Source organism: Novosphingobium sp. (assembly GCF_027531025.1).
GTDB lineage: Bacteria > Pseudomonadota > Alphaproteobacteria > Sphingomonadales > Sphingomonadaceae > Novosphingobium.
This window is the reverse complement of the sequence record NZ_JAPZQX010000004.1, coordinates 341,324-359,115: the sequence shown is the minus strand read 5'-3', so window position 1 is coordinate 359,115 and position 17,792 is coordinate 341,324. Positions and strand designations below refer to the sequence as shown.

Genomic DNA, 17,792 nt, shown 5'->3' with positions numbered 1-17,792 from the left:
AACATGACCGAGACCAAGAAAATCAAGGCGCTGTTTTGCGGTGCTGTGCTGCAAGGCTTTTTCGACCTGCCGAGCAGCGAGATCATGGGTGTGCTAAAGGCCACCGGCGGGATGATCCGCACCATCCGCGAGATGGACGGCGTCGAAGTAATCGGCACGATGGACGATGACGAGACCATGGTCGGCACCTCGCCCAATGGCTGGCCCTGGACCTTCTACATCCTTGCTGATGTCGATAGTCGCGACAAGGCGGTTGAGGTCTGCAACCTGTTTCGCACGACCACGGTAGGCGAATACCGCCTGTGGAAGTACATGCGGGTCGAGGCGCGGCTCGGCCGCGAACTGGTCATGCCCGAATGAGCGATGCGGCGCTCCTTGCACGCGTCGAGGCGCTGGAAGGCGAGCGGGCAATCCGCCAGCTGGTCGCGCGCTATTTCCGGATCTGCGACGATCTGGGGCCGGACACGCCGTTTGCCGAGCTGGGCGAACTGTTCACCCCGAATGCGATATGGGAGGGCAAGGGACGCTACGCCAAGGCTTTCGGACGCTATGACGGGCGCGAGGCCATTGTGGAGATGATCCGCTCCTATTGCCTGCCCAAGCCCCACTTCGCGATGACCGCGCACTTCCTGACCGCCGAGAACATCAGCCTTCACGGAGCCGAAGGCACTGGCGAATGGATGATGCTGCAGACCAGCGACTATAACGATGGCCGCGCGGATCTGCGCAGCGCGCACCTGACAATCCAATGCCAGAATGACGGCGGAATCTGGCGGATAAGCCATTTCCGCACGCTCAACCTGTTTTCACGCCGTGTCGAGCGATGGAGCGACGTGGCCGAGATACCCGTTCCCCAACCCAGTCAGACGGACCCCCCAGCATGACCCGCGACTATTCGGCACTGGTCAAGGACGACCGTGTTCACACCGCGCTTTACACTGATCCCGCGATCTTCGAGGATGAGATCGACCGGATCTTCAACACGACCTGGGTGTGGGTCGCGCACGACAGCGAACTGCCGAACAAGAACGACTGGATCACGACCCATGTCGGGCGTCAGCCAGTTATCGTCAATCGCGACAAGGCGGGCACGGTCCGCGTCATGCTCAATCGCTGCCGCCACCGCGGGGCGACAATCTGCGAGGCCAAGAAGGGCAATGCCCCGGGCTTTGTCTGTCCCTATCACGCCTGGACCTACGGCACCGATGGTACGCTCAAAGGGCTACCCTTGCCCAAGGGCTACAAGGACTTCGACAAAGGCGACTACACCTTGGTCAACCTACGGGCCGAGAGCTATCGCGGCTTGATCTTCGCGACTTTCAATCAGGATGCCCCCCCGCTTGAAGAATTCCTCGGTCGGGCTCGTCCGTGGATCGACCTGTTCCTCAAGCAAGGCGGCGGTTATCCAGTGAAGGTGCTGGGCGAGCACAAGTTCACCTTCCCTGGAAACTGGAAGATCCAGCTCGAAAACACCACTGATGCCTACCACTTCCCGATCGTGCACAAGAGCTTCCTCTCCAGCCTCGATGGCGACACTGGCGAGTTGTTCTCGTTCATGGACGCGGGCGGCTATGTCGAAGATCTGGGTAATGGCCACTCGGTCATGGTGATGATCCCCGAACTGGTCGATCTTGAGGAAAACCTGGACGAGCCGATCCCCGAACGCTTTGCCGAACTGGCCGATGAACTTCGCGCCGAGCACAGCGAGGACGAAGTCCGGCGAATTGTGCGCGCGGTCACGGGATCGGGTTTCAACGTCAACCTGTTCCCGAATCTGGCCTGTTCGATGGCCTTCTTCCGCGTGCTGCGGCCACTCTCGGTCGAAGAGACCGAGGTCCGGCACATCGCGATCGGGATGGACGGTGGGCCAGCTGCCGCCAACCGTGCGCGGCTGCGGCTGCATGAGCATTTTCAGGGGCCGATGGGCTTTGGCACGCCCGACGATGCCGAGGCCTGGGAACGGGTTCAACGCGGTTCGCAAGCGGGCGAGGATTCGGTCTGGATCATGCTCAATCGCGGCGAGGACAAGACCGAGAGCAATGCTGGCGACGTTACCGCCGAAACCGGGATGCGCGCGGCCTATCAGATGTGGAAGAGGATGATGACCGCATGAGCACGCTTGTTGCCACTCGCGATCTGGCGCTCGCCGCCGAGTTCATTGCGCTCGAAGCCGACCTGCTCGACACCCGCGACTATGCCGCCTGGCTGGCGCTATGGGTGCCCGAGGGCAAGTATGTCGTTCCGGTCAACCCCGACGAGACCAATTTTGAGGACACGCTCAACTACGCCTATGACGATGCCGCCATGCGCAGCATGCGCGTGCGCCGCCTGACAAGTGGGGAATCGATGTCGGCCGCCCATGCCGCTCGCACTCTGCGCTCTGTCTCGCGCTTCCGTCTGCTCGGGCATACCGAGCAGGGCGAATTGCAGGTGCGGAGCGCCCAGCAGCTGATTGAGTACAAGTTCGATCGCCACCGGACTTATGTCGCCAATGTCGAATGGGTGTTGCGACGCGAGGGCGAGAGCTTTCGGATTGTGCGAAAGGTGGTGCGGTTGCTCAACGGCGGTGACGCACTCGCCGGAATCACGTTCCTACCATGACGGTGCCAGCCCATCATAATGTCACCCTGGTCACCGGCGGGACTGGCGGACTTGGCAAGGTGATCTGCCGCCGCCTGCTGGCCGAAGGCTTCCGTGTCGCAATGAGCGATGTCGATGCGGCCGCATTGGCCGCGGCTGCGCAGGAGCTGGCGCACCCCGACATGATCACCTGTCAGCTCGATGTCACCCGGCCAGCGGACTTTGAGCGTGCGCTTGACCAGATCGACGAGCGATGGGGCGGGATCGGCGTGCTGGTCAACAACGCTGCCCTCACGCGCACCACGCCGCTCTTCGAGATCTCGCCCGAGGAGTTCGACGCGGTGACCGCCGTTGCGCTGAAGGGCACCTTTATCGGCTGTCAGGCAGCAGGCAAGCGGATGCGCGATGCCGGCTATGGCCGGATCATCAACATGGCCTCGCTGGCCGGGCAAAACGGTGGGGCCGCTACCGGCGCGCACTATGCCGCGGCAAAGGGCGGGATCATCACCCTGACCAAAGTCTTCGCGCGCGATCTTGCGGCGCACGGGGTCACCGTAAACGCGATATCGCCGGGACCACTCGATCTCGATTCGGTTCGCCAGCTGCTTCCAGCCGATAAACTTGCGGCGGTGGTCAAGACAGTGCCAGTCGGCACCCTGGGCGACCCCGACTACATTGCAAAGCTTGTTGCCTTGCTTGCTCATCCAGGGGCCGTGTCTGCAACAGGTTCGACCTACGATGTGAATGGCGGTCTCTTCATGCGGTAATTTCAGCATTGATTTGGTCGAATTGGACTAGTGCTGCATGATCAGGAAGGCGCAGCCTACGATATTTGCCGAGACAGTTCATTTCCTGCTGGGCTGCTTCGTTACATCAGATGGATCCGGGGGCGCGCAAGGGGGCACTTAGTGCGCCAATGTTGCCAAGAAGATCTCTGGAACAATCGATTAGACCTAGTAATCGAATCCCTCCGTCTCCGCCACCGGCCCAGCACCGGTCTTCTCAAGTCAACTGCGCGGCCGGAGGGTGGTTATGCGTTAGGATGAGGCCATGCCTCGCCCCGCCACCTCGTCGACCAACGGGCTTTCAAGCTTCGCCGCTCGGCTGCCTCTGCCGAGTGGCGGAATCTCGTAACATAGACCATCGCGCTCAAAGCCTCAGCTCCGCCAATCGGAGACCAGTTGCGAATAGACCGACAAATCCAAGGCTACCGACCAGGAATGATCACCCCGGAACGACCGATCCTGCGGGTCGCGAGGCATGCCGCGGAGGATCGCTCACCTTGCCCTGCTGGCCTCACTCCGACCAGCGGGGCGCAGCCTTGAACTCCTCCGGCCCGAATGGGCGTTCGTCGAAGATGTAGGGGTAGTAGAACTCGCGCAGCTGCCGGTGGTAAGTCCGGATGCGGTCCTGATAGGCGAGTTGGGCCGCTAGATCAGTTTCGGCCAGGCGGTGAATCGTTACTTGCGTGGCCAGCGGGGGCAGCACGATCGCCAGCCGGCGGGTCCACGCGTCGCGGGCCTCAAGGCCGCTCCGATAGGCTGCGGCCTGTTCGGCCACGCTGAGATCGCCAAGGTGCTGGAACGCATAATACCATTTCCAGTGGAATCCGCCTTCGACGGGCCTGGTGTCGCGGTACTGCGGGTAATGGTTGAGGAAGGCCTGCAGGGTCTCCTGCTTCGTCTTGTCCCACCCACCGTGGACCGCCTCGCGCTGGGCCAGGGTCAGTTCCACACCCTGGCGGACCGGGACGGCCGCGTTGATCAGGAGCAAGGCCAGCGCCGGCAAGACCAGGGTAAGGACCAACCAGGTCGCCGCGAGGGTCGCCGCGTTGGCAATCGAGCCCAGCTTGAACCGGCTGACGAGCAGGCACAGCAGCACCCAGAAACCGATGTACAGGGCGGCAATGCCGACCAGTCCCAGGATCGCCAGGCCCGCACCGCCGATCAACCCGCCGATCACCACCGGGACGATCAGCGCGGCCAGCAGCAGGCCCGCGCGCAGTGCGATCCGCCGCAGCCACCACCCGCGCCGATCATGCGCCATGACCCGCAGCAAGCGCAGCCGACCGGCCTCCCGCTCCGCCGAGAACAGGTCGTGCAGCAGGACGATCAGGATCAGCGGGGCCAGGAAAGTCAGGACGAAGGCCCAATCGAACCGCCCCGGCAGGGCCAGTTCGGCGTTGTAGTTTTCGCTCTCGTGGATCTGGCTTTCCAGCGCCAGCGCGCGGACCCGCAGCAGGTATGGGGCAACATCGCGCTGCCCAAGGGCCGCGAAAGCAAGCGACGATGGACGGTCCCAGGTGGCGTAGAAGGTATAGTATGCCGCATTTCCGGGATCGCGATCGCGCAGGGCATGGCCGGCCACCGCCGCGTGATCTTCCGCCTGCTGCGGCTGGATCCGCTCGATCACCGCGTTCTGCCGGCTGACTTCGGCCAGACCGGCCCAGACGCTGGCCGCGGAAAGCGCCAGCATCAGCAGCAAGGCCGGCAGCGCGATCCGCTGGCGCAGAAAGATCCGCAACTCATGCCGCCAGAGCGCAGTCACAGTGCCTCTCCCAGTCGGCGGGCCGCGCGGCGCAACAACCACGTCGCAGCGAGCAGCCAAAGGATCAGGACCGCCGCACCCGGCAGTGCAGAGCGAAGCTTCTCCGCCAGGCTGGCAGGCTGGTAGGCAAAGTCAGGCACCTTGCTCCAGTTGGCCGGGTCGATCCGCACCCGGCGCCCGGCTTCGGGATCCTTGTTGCGATTGCTGTCGTCGGAATAGGTCACGGCTTCGGCCTGCAACCGGTTGAGGCGCTGCACCACATCGTAGCGATAGGCCTCGGCCTGGGTCAGGAAGCGGCGATGGCCGTCGAGGTCAGTCCCGGCCAGGGCCATCGACATGCTGCGCAAGGCAATCGCCGGGCTGGCAAGACCAAAGCCGGACACGATCGCGCCTTGCCGCCGCTGTTGCTCGAATTGCCTTTTGGCATAGTCGTCAAACAGTTGCGATGTGAGCTTCTCCCCTTCGAGGGCCAGCAGGCCGCGATAATTCACCGGCAGGTCCTCCACCCGGCTGACGCCGTACTGCGCAAGAGTGCGGGCCTTGAAGGCCGCGAAATGCGGATCGTCGGGGTTGTGGCTGTCACCGATCTTGCGCAGGTCACGCAGAATGGCGATGTCGGTTTCCAGCCGGGTTGGCGTCGCCACTGCGGCCAGCGCAAGATCCGGCGCAACGCGCGGCACGAGGACGGTGGTCAGGGCCCAAAGACCCAGCAATGTGACCAGGGCATTGCGCGGATCGCGCGCGATGGCGGAAACAATGACAATGCCCAGCACCCAAAGGGCCAGGTACCCGGCATAGCCCAATGCCAGGGCCAGCGCGGGGAGCGCCGGAGCCTCGGCCGCGATGACCAGCCAGCCCAGCGAGGCGAGCGCGGGCAGCAGCATCAACCCGGCCAGACCGGCCAAGGCCAAGCCCTTGCCCAGCAAGAGATCGCGCGGCGTTACCCCATGGGCCTTCAGGACCCGCAATGTGCCGCTGCGCCGCTCTCCGGCCAGCAGCCCGAAGCCGATGAACACCAGCACGAGCGGAGCAAGCACCTGCAACACGAAGGCCGGGGTCAGCTGACCGAAGCGGGCCAGCAGCGAACTTTGCCGGACATCGCCAAAGTTGGCACTGTTCTGGCGGTGCCCCTCCAGATAGATCGTGTTGCCGGTAAAGGCGTCCACCCCCGGGTCGAAGGCGGCCAGCGCCGGCAGCGGGCGGAACACGAAGTGGCCATAGTGGACCATGCGGTGCGGATGGCGCGCTGGCTGGCCATCGAATTCCTGGTCGGCCTGGGCCTGGAAGCGGGCACGCAGATCATCGCTGGCATTGCGGTGCGCGATCGAGGTGAACGTGGCCACCGTGGCCAGCGCCAACAGCATGAACAAGGCCAGCCGCGCCACCCGGCTGCGTTGCATCAGACGCCATTCGTTCCGCGCGACCAGCCGGGCCGTACTCATGCCGCGGCGGCCTCGCCATAGCGGTGGTGCAGCGCCAGCACGTCGATCCCGTCCGCCGGTCGAACCTCCTCGACGATCCGGCCCGATGCGAGAAAGCCGATCCGGTCTGCGCAATCGGCGGCGCCAAGCAGGTCATGGGTGACCATCAGGATCGCCGTGCCGCGCGCCTTCAGCCGGGCCAGCAGCGCGTTGAAATCGGCCGTTGCGCGGGGATCGAGGCCCGAGGTGGGCTCATCCAGCAGCAGCACCGGAACATCGCGCAGCACGGCCATGGCAATCGCCACCTTCTGCCGCATGCCCTTGGAAAATCCGCTGACCCGGCGGTCACGGGCCTCGACCTGCAGACCGGCGGCATCAAGCGCCCGGTCCATGCTGGCGCGGTCCGGCTCGGCACCGGCCAGCGCCATGAAATAGGCGATGTTCTCGCAGGCGGTAAGCTGATCGTAGAGCGCAACGTTCTCGGGCAGATAGGCAATCCGGGCGCAGGCCTGATCATGCTGGCTGACCGGATCGATTCCGGCGACTTCCAGCGCTCCGCTGGCCGGGCGCAGGAACCCCAGCAAGGCCGAAAGCGTGGTCGACTTGCCCGCACCGTTCCCACCCAGCAGAGCATAGATTTCGCCCGCAGCGACGGTCAGCGAGACCTGGTCAAGCACGCGGCGGTTACCGCGATCGAGGCTGACCTGGTCGACAAGGATGAGCGGCTGGGCGGAATCTGGGCTGGTCATGGCGCGCTTCATCCCTGCTACCCCTGACATTGTCAATGCAACAGTATAACATTCCATTGACTCCGGGAAACAAGCGGTTAGAGGCCTTCGCGCAATGATACAACGTATCAAGACCCTTTGATCCTGCGAGGAATACCGATGAAGCGAACTGCCCTGCGTGCCGCCCTGCTTAGTGCCGGGGCCTTTGTCCTGGCTCCCTCGGCGCTGGCTGCAGAAGTGGCGGGTGAGGTCACCGGCGAAGCGGAGGCCGAGGCCTCGGCCGGGGATGACAGCATCGTCGTCGCCGGGGTGCGCCAGGCCTATCGCGGCGATTTCGAAACGCGCGAGATTCCCCAGTCGATCGTGACGATCGAGGCAGAGACCCTCACCGACAACAACATCCTGCGCCTGACCGACGCGCTTGATCTCAATGCCGGGGTGGCGCGACAGAACAACTTCGGCGGGCTGTGGGACGCCTATGCGGTGCGCGGCTTTGCCGGCGACGAGAACCTGCCCAGCGGCTACCTGGTCAACGGCTTCAACGGCGGGCGCGGGTTCGGTGGCCCGCGCGATGTTGCCGGGATCGAACGGATCGAGATCCTCAAGGGACCCAATGCCGCGCTGTTCGGCCGGGGCGAGTCCGGCGGCACGGTCAACATCGTCACCAAGCAGGCGCGGTTCGGCGAAACCATGGGTGCCCTTTCGGCGAGCTATGGCAGCTTCGATGCGGTGCGCGCCGATGCCGACCTCAATCTTGCGGTGGGTGAGGCGTTCGCGGTCCGGCTGATCGGCTACTTCGAGAATGCTGACAGTTTCCGCGATACGATCGAGACCGAGCGTTTCGGCTTCCTGCCTTCGTTGGGGATCAGGTTGGGCGACGATACGACCCTCACTTATGACCTTGAGCTGACCCGCCAGAAGGTGCCGTTTGACCGCGGCGTGGTGGCGATCAACGGCCAGCTGGGGCAGATCCCGCGCAGCCGCTTCCTGGGCGAACCAGGCGATGGCCCGATCGAAGCCGATGCAACCGGTCATCAGCTGCAGCTCCAGCACAGCTTCAGCGACAGCTGGAACCTCCTGCTGGGCGGCAACTATCGCCAGACCAGCCTGGCGGGCTTCTCGACCGAAGCGGAACTCGCAGGATCGCGCCAGAAGCTGTTTGTCGATGGCCAGTCGCTGTCGCGCCAGCGCCGCTATCGGGCCTACGATGCCGATCACTATGTCCTGCGGGGCGAACTGGCCGGCGATTTCGAGCTTGGCGGCATGCGCCACCGCGTCCTGTTCGGCGCCGATTTCGACCAGTTCGAGAACAGCCAGCTGTTCCTGCGATTCCGCCCGGCGACCAATGCCAGCAACCCGACCGACCAGGCGGCAAACATCATCAACATCAATGCACCGGTCTATGGCCGCTTCCCCTTGCCGACGCCGGGGCCGCAGACCAACCGGCTCGATGTGCAAAAGGCCTTCGGGATCTATCTGCAGGACCAGGTTACCCTGTCCGATCAGATCCAGCTGCGGTTCGGCGGACGCTATGACAGCTTCTCGCTGCGGGGACTCAACCGGGCTAACGGTGTCGAACAGCGCCGCAGCTTCGACCGGTTCAGCCCGCAGGTCGGTGTGGTCTGGGAAGCCAGCCCGGCGCTCTCGCTATTCGCGACCTACGGCGAAGGCTTCCGCTCGAACCTGGGGGCAACGGCCGCCGGGGCGCTGTTCGATCCCGAAACCAGCCGCTCGTTCGAAGCGGGCGCCAAGTTTGGCCTGTTCGACAATGCGCTGACCGGCACGATCGCCTATTTCCGCCTGCGCAAGTCGAACGTGCTGGCGGCCGATCCGGCCAACCCCGGTTTCTCGCTGCCGATCGGCAAGGCCGGCAGCCAGGGCATCGAGTTTGACCTCGCAGGCAAGCTGCCCGGCGAAGTCGACCTGCTGTTCTCCTATGCCTATGTCGATGCCGAAGCCCTGGCCAACGTGCTCGATCCCAACTTCGCCCTGCAGATCCGTTCGGGCGACCGGCTGATCAACGTGCCCCGGCACACGCTCAACCTGCAACTGTCCCGCGACTTCACGGTTGGTGGCTCGCAACTGCGACTGGGCGCTGGGATGCAGCACGTCGGCAAGCGCCTGGGTGAAACGGCCACCACGTTCGAGCTTCCCGCCTATACCCTGGCGCGGCTGTTCGCGAACTGGACGCTGAGCGACAATGTCGAGCTGTTCGGCCAGGTCCACAACCTGTTCGACGCCACCTATTACACCAACAGCTTCTCGCGCCTGTGGGTTCAGCCTGGTGCGCCGCGCACGGCTTCGGCCGGGGTTCGGGTCCGGTTCTGAAGTGTCTCGGCCAGACAGTCCGTTAACAGTCCGCCCGGACGGACCGGCCGAATGCTGGACGGCCCTGCGCTTGCCCGATTGCCCGCTGGCGATCGAACCGCGATCGCTCGGCAAGCTGGGCCCGATCGCTGAGCGGCTGGCCGCCAGGGCCCCGTTCGAGCGCAAGGCCAGCGGGGCACCGGAAGCGGCCGTTGCCGGGCTGGGCCTCCTCCCGCAGGCCTTGCGCGACGACATCCTGCTGCTGGCCCAACGCTTCGCCGCGTTCATGCAGGTCGATGCCGTCCGCCTGCGGCTTGAAGCGGTCACCACCAATGCCTGCCGCAAGATTCATGCGGACTATACCGACCTGCGCCTGATCACCACCTATCACGGCCCGGGAACGGACTATCTGCCGCTGGGAGATGAGCAGGCCGAAGACAAGCTGCTGCGGATGACCACCGGCCATATCGGGCTGTTCAAGGGCAGGCTGTTTGCGGAAGGGCATGCGCCCTGCCTGCACCGCTCACCGCCGATCGAAGGAACCGGCGGGGCGCGGCTGGTGCTCGTCATCGATACGCCCCAGGACGAAGCCAAGGCAATCGAACTGCAGCTTAGCCAGAGCGGGAACTGAGCCATGCGCGCTCTGATCATCACGGGGCTGCTGATCGCCCCGGGCCAGGCGCTCGCCCAGCGCGTTGACGAGAACGTGACGACATCGGCCGAAGACGGCTTCGGCAAGAGTGTGGGCAACGAATCCGTCGGGATCTACGCCAATGGCGAAGTGCGCGGTTTCTCGGCCAATGCTGCGGGCAATGCCCGGATCGAGGGCCTGTACTACAACGAATCCGGCGGGATTTCCGACCTGTTGCAGGATGGTTCGGATATTCGCGTTGGACTGACCGCGTTTGGCCAGCCGTTCCCGGCCCCGACCGGCATTGTCGATACGACGCTGCGGCGGGTCACCACAGACCGGCCCGTGGTTACCATCCGGGCCAACAGCGGCGAATTCCTTGGACCTGACCTGACCGCCGAGGCGGCAATCCCGCTGACCCCGAACCTCGGCGTAAACGCCGCGCTTGGCTATTTCGACGACCAGTACGCTGACGGGGCCAGCGCCTGGTTCATCAGCCATGGGGCCGTGGTCCGCTGGCGACCGGCCCAGCGCACTGAGCTGACGGCGCTGTATAGCCGCTATGACTATGGCGACGAAGAGCAGGGTCCGGTCGTCTATACCGCCGGTCCATACCTTCCGCCGGAAATCGAGCGGCGAAGGTTCTTCGGCCAGGACTGGGGCCAATGGAAGGGTCACAGCCAGAATCTCGGCGGCTTGATCAAGACTGCACTTGGGTCATGGCGGATCGAAGCCGGGCTCTTCAACAGCCGCTTTACCCAGGATGACTATGCCACTGCCTGGTATGCCGGGGTGGACCGGGCGGGAATCGGACAGCGCTTTGTCCTGTCCGGCCAGGACCAGCGTTATGCCTCCTGGTCTGGCGAGGCACGGATCGTTCGGGACCTGCGCGAGGGACCGCGCCAGCACCGGCTCATCGCCTCGATCCGCGGGCGAAACGTCGATGCGCGATACGGTGATTTCCATCTCGCGGCGCTTGGCACGGGCGTGATCGGGGTTTCGGACCCCGAACCCGAGCCGACCCGCAGCTACGGCCCATTGACTGACGACCGCGTCCGCCAGCGTGCCTGGTCGTTTGGTTACGAGCTCAACTGGCGGGACCTGGGCGAACTGAACCTTGGCCTGATCCGCAGCGACTACCGCAAGGAAGTGTTCCAGCCCGGCCTGGCCCCGGCCGGGCGACAGGACCGGGACTGGCTGTGGAATGCGGCCCTTGCCGTCCACCTTGCTCCCTGGCTCAGTCTCTACGGTGCGACCACGCGCGGCCTCGAGGAAAGCGGCACGGCGCCTGGCAACGCGCGCAACGCCAACGAAGTGCTGCCGGCCTTGCGTACCCGCCAGGCCGAGGCTGGCCTGCGCGTGAAGCTGCCGGCCAATCTCCGCCTGGTCGGGGCATGGTTCGACCTGCGCAAACCCTATTTCGAGATCGACACGACCGATAACGTCTATCGGACCCTCGGCGAGGTTCGGCACAGCGGCTTAGAGTTCTCGCTTTCGGGCAAGCCCGCGCGGAACCTGAGCCTGGTGGTGGGCGCGGTCTTGCTTGATCCAGTCGTCACTGGGGAAGCAGTTGACGATGGCCGCCTTGGTCGGCGCCCGATCGGCCGGACCCGCACGCTCGTCGATGCCAGCTTCGACTGGACCCCGCCAGGACAGACCCGGCTGTCGCTGGACGGCCGGATTCTCTATGAGGGCGCTCGTCAAGCCGACGCGCTCAACCGCTTCACCATCCCCCAACGTGTGACAATCGACCTGGGCGCACGCTATCGCTTCCAGATCGGGAAGAGTCCCGCAAACCTGCGAGTGAAGCTGAGCAACCTGACCAACATATTCGGATGGCGCGTCTTCGGTGGTGGGGGCTTCAAGGCCAATGCGCCGCGCCGGCTGAATGTGGTCGTGACGGCAGATTTCTGAGCTGGCGATGCTAGACACGGGGCGGGTGGGCTGACAGCTCGGCGAACACCCTGCAATGCGTCCCGAGCCTAGGGCAGCCGCTCCACGATGATCGCGGCGCCGACCCCCATCGCACCGGTCGCGACGACCAGCCCCAGGTGACCTTCGGCTACGTCGAGCGTGTCGAGCAGGGTGGAGAGGAGGATTGCGCCAGTCGCCCCCATCGGATGACCCTTGGCCAGGTGTCCGCCGCTGACATTGACGCGGGCTGGATCGACCGAATAGTCGCGCAGGAAGCGGGCGATCGTCACCGCAAAGGCTTCCATGAACTCGATCCGGTCGATCTGGTCGAGCGTCAGCCCGGCCCGGGCCAGCGCCTTGTCCATTGCCGCAAAGCCGGCGGTCAGCGAGGCGGCGGGATCGCCGCCGCTTTCGGCATAGGCGAGCACGCGCGCCCGCGGTGCCGAACCAAGTCCGGCTGCCCCCACCAGCGCAAGTCCCGCCCCGTCGCAGACCGGCGGCGCATGGGACAGGGTATGAAGCGGTGCAAAGGTCCGCCCTTCGAGCGCTTCGGCATAGTCAGCCTGCAACGCCCCAAAGGCCGGGGGCAACTGGCCGAGGGATTCAAGGCTGGTCCTGGGGCGGATGCATTCCTCGCCGGTCAGTTCGCCCAGCGCGATCCGCGAAGCCTGCAGTGCGGCGTCCTGATCGCTGGCCCCGGCCTTGCGCTGCGAATCGAAGGCACACAGGTCCAGTTCGGTCCGGGTGATGCAAAGGTCGGCGGCCAGGCGGTCAGCCGCTAGTACTGGCGGGACGAACCGGCGCGCGGGTGGCAGGCTGGCATCGCTGTAAAACTCCGCCCGGTCGCTGAGGAAGGGGGCGCGGCTCATCATCTCGACCCCGCCGGCCAGCACGGCCTCTTCCTGCCCGGCAGCCACCATGGCCACGGCATGGCCGATGGCGCTGAGGCCGGAGGCGCAATAGTTGTTGAGGCTGTGCGCCGCGCAGGCATCGGGGAGGCCCGCGTGCTGCTTGGCGGCCATGGCGATATGCCCGCCCTGCGCCCCGGCCTGGGTCACGCAGCCCAGCAGCAGCGCGCCGGGATTGCGCGCGGCTTCGCCGGTGCGCGCGGCCAGCGCGCCAACCAGGCCGGTAACCAGCCCCGGCGGGGTCAGCCCGGCCAGCCCGCCATCGGCGCGCGCCTTGCCGCGCGGGCTGCGCACCGCATCATAGATGAAGGCTTCGGCCACCCCGCTCAGACGCCGAGGACGAAGCTGACCGAGGTGGTCGCGCTGCCGCCGACGTTGAAGGTGGCAAAGTTCTTCGCCCCCTCAACCTGGTAATCCCCGGCCTTGCCAGTCACCTGCCGCCAGGCATCCAGCATCATCCGCACGCCGGTGGCACCGACCGGATGGCCCAGGCCGATCAGCCCGCCCGAGGGATTGACTGGCAGTCGACCGCCCAGCGCAATCGTGCCGTCCTCGACCGCCTTCCAGCTTTCACCCGGCGGGGTGATGCCGAAGTGGTCGATCGCCATGTATTCGGTAATCGAGAAGCAATCGTGCACCTCCACCCCGTCGCAAGCGTAGATGTCCGGCATGGCGGCCCGGCCCAGCGCATCGGTCATCGCCTTGCGCACCGAGGGGAAGACATAAGGCTGGCCGCGACTGGCGCTGATCTTGGTCGAATAGAGCAGCGGCGCGGTGGAATGACCCCAGCCCTTGATCCGGGGGATCGATTCGAGCGGGATTCCGCGCCGCGCGGCATAGGCGGCGGCGACCTCGGCCGAGGCGAGGAACACGGCTGCTGCCCCATCGGTCACCTGCCCGCAATCGGCCTTGCGCAAGGATCCCTCGATCGGCGGGTTCAGTTCATCGTTGCTGTCGCTCAGGTGCTCCGGGGTGATTGCCCAGCTGCGGGTCTGCGAATTGGGATTGCGCTTGGCATTGCTGAAGGCGATCTCGCTGATCGCGTTGAGGTGCGCCCGGTCAAGCCCGAAGCGTTCGGAGTATTCGCGCGCGACATCCGAGAACATGTAGGGCCACAGATAGCGCGCCTCCTGCGCCTCGCGCCCGGCCCAGGCAGCGGAACCCAGGTATTCCGCCGCACGCTGCCCCGGCACGTTGCGCATAAGCTCGATCCCCAGCACCATGGCCAGGCCATAGCGGCCCGCCTCGATCTCGGCACTGGCGGCGAGGATCGCGATGCTGCCCGAGGCGCAGGCCGCCTCGTGCCGGGCGGCGGGAATTCCGGCGAGGTCCGGGTGGACGTGGCCGAAGAACCCGCCGAGCTGCCCCTGTCCGGCGAAGAGCTCGCCCACGAAATTGCCAACGTGCGCCACCTCTACCTCTTTCGGTTCGATGCCGGTCGCGGCAAATGCGGCCTCGGCCACATCGCGGAACAGTTCGAACATGCCGCCGCCTTCGCGGTCGATGTTGCGCGCGAAATCGGTTTGGGCCCCGCCCAGAATGAACACTTCCGCCGCCATGTCAGTCTCCTTGATCCATCATCGCCAGCGCCAGCTCGCGCACTTCGCTGCGCATCACCTTGTTGGTCACGTTGCGCGGCAAGGCAGTAAAGCGGAACAGCCGCTCGGGCAGCTTGAACACCGCCAGGTCCGCCTGCCGCAGGAAGCCGGTGACATCGTCCAGGGTCACATCCGCCCCGTCCCGCGGCACCACCGCCACGCCGATCCGTTCACCCAGCACCGGATCGGGCAGGGCAAAGACGCAGGCCTCGGCCAGCAGCGAGTGGCCGCCCAGCAGCTGGTCGATCTCCTCGGGCGAGATGTTGACCCCGCCGCGGATGATCAGGTCCTTGCAGCGCCCGACAAAGCGCAGGAACCGCCCGCCCTGCTCGATCTGGAACAGGTCGCCGGTGCGGAAGAAGCCGTCCTCGGTAAAGGCGGCGGCGGTCTGTTCGGGCGCCTGCCAATAGCCTTCGAACACGGCCGGACCCTTGATCTGCAATTCGCCGGGCACGAACTCGTCCACGATCGGATCGCCGCCCTGGGGCGGCACCAGCCGGGATTGCATGATCAGCGCCGGTTCGCTGCCATGGTACGGCGTCAGGTAAAGCCCATTGGGGAAATAGCTGGCCCGTTCGACCGGATCAGGCACATCGTCCGGCCCGGTGATCAGGGTCATCCCCTCGTTCGAGCCGAAGATGTTGATCACCGGCAGGCCCAGCCGCTCCTGGAAACCCTGGACCATCGCCGGGGCCAGCGGGGCCGATCCCGAACCGATCGTGCGCAGGCTGGACAAGTCGACCTTGGCCAGCAGCGCCTCGTTCTGCAGCAGCATGTTGAGCACGGCCGGCGGGGCGATGGTGAAGCTGGGGCGTTCGGTAGCGATCTGGGCCAGGTAGACCTGCGGATCGAAGGGGTGATGCAGCACCATGGTGCCAGCCACGCGCAGCCAGCTCATCGTGATCCCGCCGATCGAGGCCATGTTGATCAGCGGGAAGGGATTGAGCATCACATCCCCGTCCTGCAACCGGGCGGCCACATAGGTGCCCGGCGCGATGCCGACCCAGTGGTTGTGGCTGCGCGGCACACCCTTGGGCACGCCGGTGGTCCCCGAAGTCCAGCAGATCGTGAACACATCGTCGGCATCAACCGGATTGGCCGCACGATAGCTTGCCAGCAGCTCGGGCCGGGGCGGTTCAGCCGACAGGTCCAGCGCATCGGCCGGGGCATCGGGGCCGACGGTCATCAGCCGGATGCCATCCCCCAGCAGGGGGCGGACCACGCCGATATGATCGGCATGGTGCATCCGCGTGCCGCAGATGAAGGCCCTGGGCCGCACGATGCCGAACATGGTGGCCAGTTCGTGACTGCGGTATTGCACTGCCACCGGGCTGACCACGGCCCCGATCGTCGCGGCCGCAAAATAGAGCGCCACGAATTCGCTGATGTTGGGTAGCTGGATGACGATCACGTCATCCTTGCCGATCCCCGCCGCCACCAGCGCTCCGGCCAGCCGCTCGACCTCGGCGGCCAGCTCGGCATAGGTCAGCCGCTGCGGCGCGCCAAAGGCGAAGTCGGCCCGGTTGGGCGCATCGACCAGCGCCAGCCGGCCCGCGTGTTGCTGCGCATTGGCGAAGAACATGTCGGCCAGGGTCTGATCGCCCCACCAGCCGCTGTCCCGGTATGCCTGGCGCTTGCTCTCCCCGGAAACGATCATCCTATCCGCCAAGCACCGTGTTCGGCCCCATGCCGATGTCGTTGCCATTGGCCCAGGTCGAATGGGTGCCCGAGCAGAACCGTTCGGGCAGAATGATGCGGCAGACCGGCCCGGCGGCGATGTTCTTGGCATCGATCAGCACGCATTCGGAGCGATCGAGGCCGACATCGGCGATGAACGAGACGAGATAGCCGTCGTCCTCGTCCTTGGCGTTGATCCGCGGGGCGAAGGGCGCCTCGCTGCCATAGCGGCCGGGACCGAAGCTGATTTCCTCGCTCGTCCCGGTTTCCAGATCGTGCTTGATCAGGCCGGTAAACAGGAACCAGTAGGGTTCCGGCACGGCCGAATAGGCATAGCGGTATTTCCGCCCGGCATATTTCTGGTTGAACATGCCGAATTCCAGGATCCGGTCGTCCAGCCGCTCCTCGCGGGTTTCGCCGGTCTTCAGGTTGAAGCGCCAGCGGTGCAGTTTGGGCTTCATCAGCCCCTGGCTGAGATAGGCCATCATCCGCTCCAGCCCATCGGGGGCATCGGGATGCGATTTGGGCTGCGGCTCTTCCTGGAAATAGCCGTCCAGGATCACCTCGTCGCCTTCCTCCCAGGCGTTGAGCCAGTGGAGCGTATAGGTCGGTTCCGCCTCGAACCAGCGGATGTCCTCGGGCTGGCCCATGCGCGGGATCAGGCCGAAGCGAGTCTTCTGGTCCGGGTGGAATTGCACGACGTGGAGGTTGCGCTCCAGCAGTTCTGGGTTCCAGTACAGCGGCATGTCGTTGACGATGGCGTAGTTCTTGGTGAAGGCCATGTCGTGCGGCAGCCGCGGCCCGGCCAGCGGGACCGGGATGTAGTGCTTCAGCTTGTTGTCCGGTCCGACCACCCCATAATGCATGTAGGGGGCGTGCTTGGAATAGTTGAAGAACAGCAGTTCGCCAGTCGCCTCGTCTACCTTGGTATGGGCCGAAACCCCGTCCAGCGGTACCCAGCCTTCGGTCCCGAACTGTTCGAGCGTGAAGGGATCAAGCCGATAGCCTTCGCCGCACTGGTAGAAAGTGGACAGGATCTTGCCGGCATGGATCACCACGTCGGTCGAGGATGAATCCTTGAGCCATTCCTGCGCGCCCCAGCCGGGCCGGGTCGACTTGTGCGGCGGCTCCATCAGCCCGGCCCACAGCGCGCGTCCGGCTTCCTGTTCGGCCTGGAAGGCCTTGGTCCGCACGAACCGGCTGCGGTACGAGGCGCGGCCGTTCTTGAAGCTGATCGCGTGGATGAAGCCATCGCCGTCGAAGGGGTGATAGCGGCCGATCGGTTCGTGCACCGGCACTTCCCCGGTGCGGACATAGACCCCGTCGATATCGTCAGGGATCGTCCCGATCACTTCCGCATCGCCATTGGCGAAGATCGCGTTCCATTCGTTGAAGGTGGGCCGCCAGGCTCCCTGCATATAGGGGTGGTCGGTGTTCTTCAGCGTCGAGCGGATGGTTTCGACCAACTGGGCGGTCATGGC

General features: G+C 65.2%; 15 protein-coding genes. 8 read left to right on the top strand and 7 right to left on the bottom strand.

Features of this window, described 5'->3' with window-relative positions:
- Positions 1 to 3: 3 nt before the first annotated feature.
- From O9281_RS08275 to O9281_RS08255, 5 genes are read left to right on the top strand one after another with little or no spacing between them, the layout of a single operon-like run.
- Positions 4 to 360 carry a hypothetical protein gene (locus O9281_RS08275; protein ID WP_176399674.1) on the top strand — a complete coding sequence of 119 codons (357 nt, stop codon included), beginning with the start codon at positions 4 to 6 and terminating at the stop codon, positions 358 to 360.
- Positions 357 to 884 (top strand): nuclear transport factor 2 family protein, encoded by a 528-nt coding sequence (locus tag O9281_RS08270; protein WP_298184499.1) that lies wholly within the window; start codon positions 357 to 359, stop codon positions 882 to 884. Before O9281_RS08275 ends, O9281_RS08270 begins: the two co-directional genes overlap by 4 nt.
- Entirely contained in the window at positions 881 to 2,113 is a 1,233-nt protein-coding gene (locus O9281_RS08265; RefSeq protein ID WP_298184498.1) for an aromatic ring-hydroxylating dioxygenase subunit alpha, read from the top strand. The genes O9281_RS08270 and O9281_RS08265 overlap by 4 nt, the downstream gene beginning before the upstream one ends.
- Positions 2,110 to 2,601 (top strand): aromatic-ring-hydroxylating dioxygenase subunit beta, encoded by a 492-nt coding sequence (locus tag O9281_RS08260; protein WP_298184497.1) that lies wholly within the window; start codon positions 2,110 to 2,112, stop codon positions 2,599 to 2,601. Before O9281_RS08265 ends, O9281_RS08260 begins: the two co-directional genes overlap by 4 nt.
- Entirely contained in the window at positions 2,598 to 3,347 is a 750-nt protein-coding gene (locus tag O9281_RS08255; RefSeq protein WP_298184496.1) for an SDR family oxidoreductase, read from the top strand. Before O9281_RS08260 ends, O9281_RS08255 begins: the two co-directional genes overlap by 4 nt.
- Positions 3,348 to 3,876: 529 nt before the next feature.
- Here the strand turns inward: O9281_RS08255 and O9281_RS08250 are convergent.
- Genes O9281_RS08250 through O9281_RS08240 form a run of 3 tightly spaced genes read right to left on the bottom strand, consistent with a single transcriptional unit; the run spans position 3,877 to position 7,297 of the window.
- On the bottom strand, positions 3,877 to 5,127 hold the full coding sequence (locus O9281_RS08250; RefSeq protein ID WP_298184494.1) for a DUF3526 domain-containing protein: 1,251 nt from the start codon (positions 5,125 to 5,127) through the stop codon (positions 3,877 to 3,879).
- Complete coding sequence (locus O9281_RS08245) at positions 5,124 to 6,569, bottom strand: DUF3526 domain-containing protein (protein WP_298184493.1); 1,446 nt, start codon at positions 6,567 to 6,569, stop codon at positions 5,124 to 5,126. Before O9281_RS08245 ends, O9281_RS08250 begins: the two co-directional genes overlap by 4 nt.
- Complete coding sequence (locus O9281_RS08240; RefSeq protein WP_298184492.1) at positions 6,566 to 7,297, bottom strand: ABC transporter ATP-binding protein; 732 nt, start codon at positions 7,295 to 7,297, stop codon at positions 6,566 to 6,568. The genes O9281_RS08245 and O9281_RS08240 overlap by 4 nt, the downstream gene beginning before the upstream one ends.
- A 138-nt stretch (positions 7,298 to 7,435) precedes the next feature.
- Between O9281_RS08240 and O9281_RS08235 the strand changes: the two genes are divergently transcribed.
- Genes O9281_RS08235 through O9281_RS08225 form a run of 3 tightly spaced genes read left to right on the top strand, consistent with a single transcriptional unit; the run spans position 7,436 to position 12,128 of the window.
- Complete coding sequence (locus O9281_RS08235; RefSeq protein ID WP_298184491.1) at positions 7,436 to 9,604, top strand: TonB-dependent siderophore receptor; 2,169 nt, start codon at positions 7,436 to 7,438, stop codon at positions 9,602 to 9,604.
- A gap of 1 nt (position 9,605) precedes the next feature.
- Entirely contained in the window at positions 9,606 to 10,214 is a 609-nt protein-coding gene (locus tag O9281_RS08230; protein ID WP_298184490.1) for a DUF1826 domain-containing protein, read from the top strand.
- 3 nt (positions 10,215 to 10,217) lie between these two features.
- Entirely contained in the window at positions 10,218 to 12,128 is a 1,911-nt protein-coding gene (locus O9281_RS08225; protein WP_298184489.1) for a TonB-dependent receptor, read from the top strand.
- 68 nt (positions 12,129 to 12,196) lie between these two features.
- Here the strand turns inward: O9281_RS08225 and O9281_RS08220 are convergent, their stop codons facing one another.
- Genes O9281_RS08220 through O9281_RS08205 form a run of 4 tightly spaced genes read right to left on the bottom strand, consistent with a single transcriptional unit; the run spans position 12,197 to position 17,789 of the window.
- On the bottom strand, positions 12,197 to 13,357 hold the full coding sequence (locus O9281_RS08220) for a beta-ketoacyl synthase N-terminal-like domain-containing protein (protein ID WP_298184488.1): 1,161 nt from the start codon (positions 13,355 to 13,357) through the stop codon (positions 12,197 to 12,199).
- A gap of 5 nt (positions 13,358 to 13,362) precedes the next feature.
- Complete coding sequence (locus tag O9281_RS08215; protein WP_298184487.1) at positions 13,363 to 14,595, bottom strand: acetyl-CoA acetyltransferase; 1,233 nt, start codon at positions 14,593 to 14,595, stop codon at positions 13,363 to 13,365.
- 1 nt (position 14,596) lies between these two features.
- Positions 14,597 to 16,291: a class I adenylate-forming enzyme family protein gene (locus O9281_RS08210; RefSeq protein ID WP_298184486.1), complete on the bottom strand. Its 1,695-nt coding sequence runs from the start codon at positions 16,289 to 16,291 to the stop codon at positions 14,597 to 14,599.
- Between the two features lies 1 nt (position 16,292).
- Positions 16,293 to 17,789, bottom strand: coding sequence for a carotenoid oxygenase family protein (locus tag O9281_RS08205; protein WP_298184485.1), 1,497 nt, complete (start codon positions 17,787 to 17,789; stop codon positions 16,293 to 16,295).
- Between the last annotated feature and the right edge of the window lie 3 nt (positions 17,790 to 17,792).

Coding starts and splice junctions, on each gene's coding strand:
- O9281_RS08275 (WP_176399674.1), top strand. CDS start 4: ATGACCGAGACCAAGAAAATCAAGGCGCTGTTTTGCGGTGCTGTGCTG.
- O9281_RS08210 (WP_298184486.1), bottom strand. CDS start 16,291: ATGATCGTTTCCGGGGAGAGCAAGCGCCAGGCATACCGGGACAGCGGC.
- O9281_RS08205 (WP_298184485.1), bottom strand. CDS start 17,789: ATGACCGCCCAGTTGGTCGAAACCATCCGCTCGACGCTGAAGAACACC.
- O9281_RS08255 (WP_298184496.1), top strand. CDS start 2,598: ATGACGGTGCCAGCCCATCATAATGTCACCCTGGTCACCGGCGGGACT.
- O9281_RS08270 (WP_298184499.1), top strand. CDS start 357: ATGAGCGATGCGGCGCTCCTTGCACGCGTCGAGGCGCTGGAAGGCGAG.
- O9281_RS08235 (WP_298184491.1), top strand. CDS start 7,436: ATGAAGCGAACTGCCCTGCGTGCCGCCCTGCTTAGTGCCGGGGCCTTT.
- O9281_RS08240 (WP_298184492.1), bottom strand. CDS start 7,297: ATGACCAGCCCAGATTCCGCCCAGCCGCTCATCCTTGTCGACCAGGTC.
- O9281_RS08215 (WP_298184487.1), bottom strand. CDS start 14,595: ATGGCGGCGGAAGTGTTCATTCTGGGCGGGGCCCAAACCGATTTCGCG.
- O9281_RS08260 (WP_298184497.1), top strand. CDS start 2,110: ATGAGCACGCTTGTTGCCACTCGCGATCTGGCGCTCGCCGCCGAGTTC.
- O9281_RS08265 (WP_298184498.1), top strand. CDS start 881: ATGACCCGCGACTATTCGGCACTGGTCAAGGACGACCGTGTTCACACC.
- O9281_RS08225 (WP_298184489.1), top strand. CDS start 10,218: ATGCGCGCTCTGATCATCACGGGGCTGCTGATCGCCCCGGGCCAGGCG.
- O9281_RS08245 (WP_298184493.1), bottom strand. CDS start 6,569: ATGAGTACGGCCCGGCTGGTCGCGCGGAACGAATGGCGTCTGATGCAA.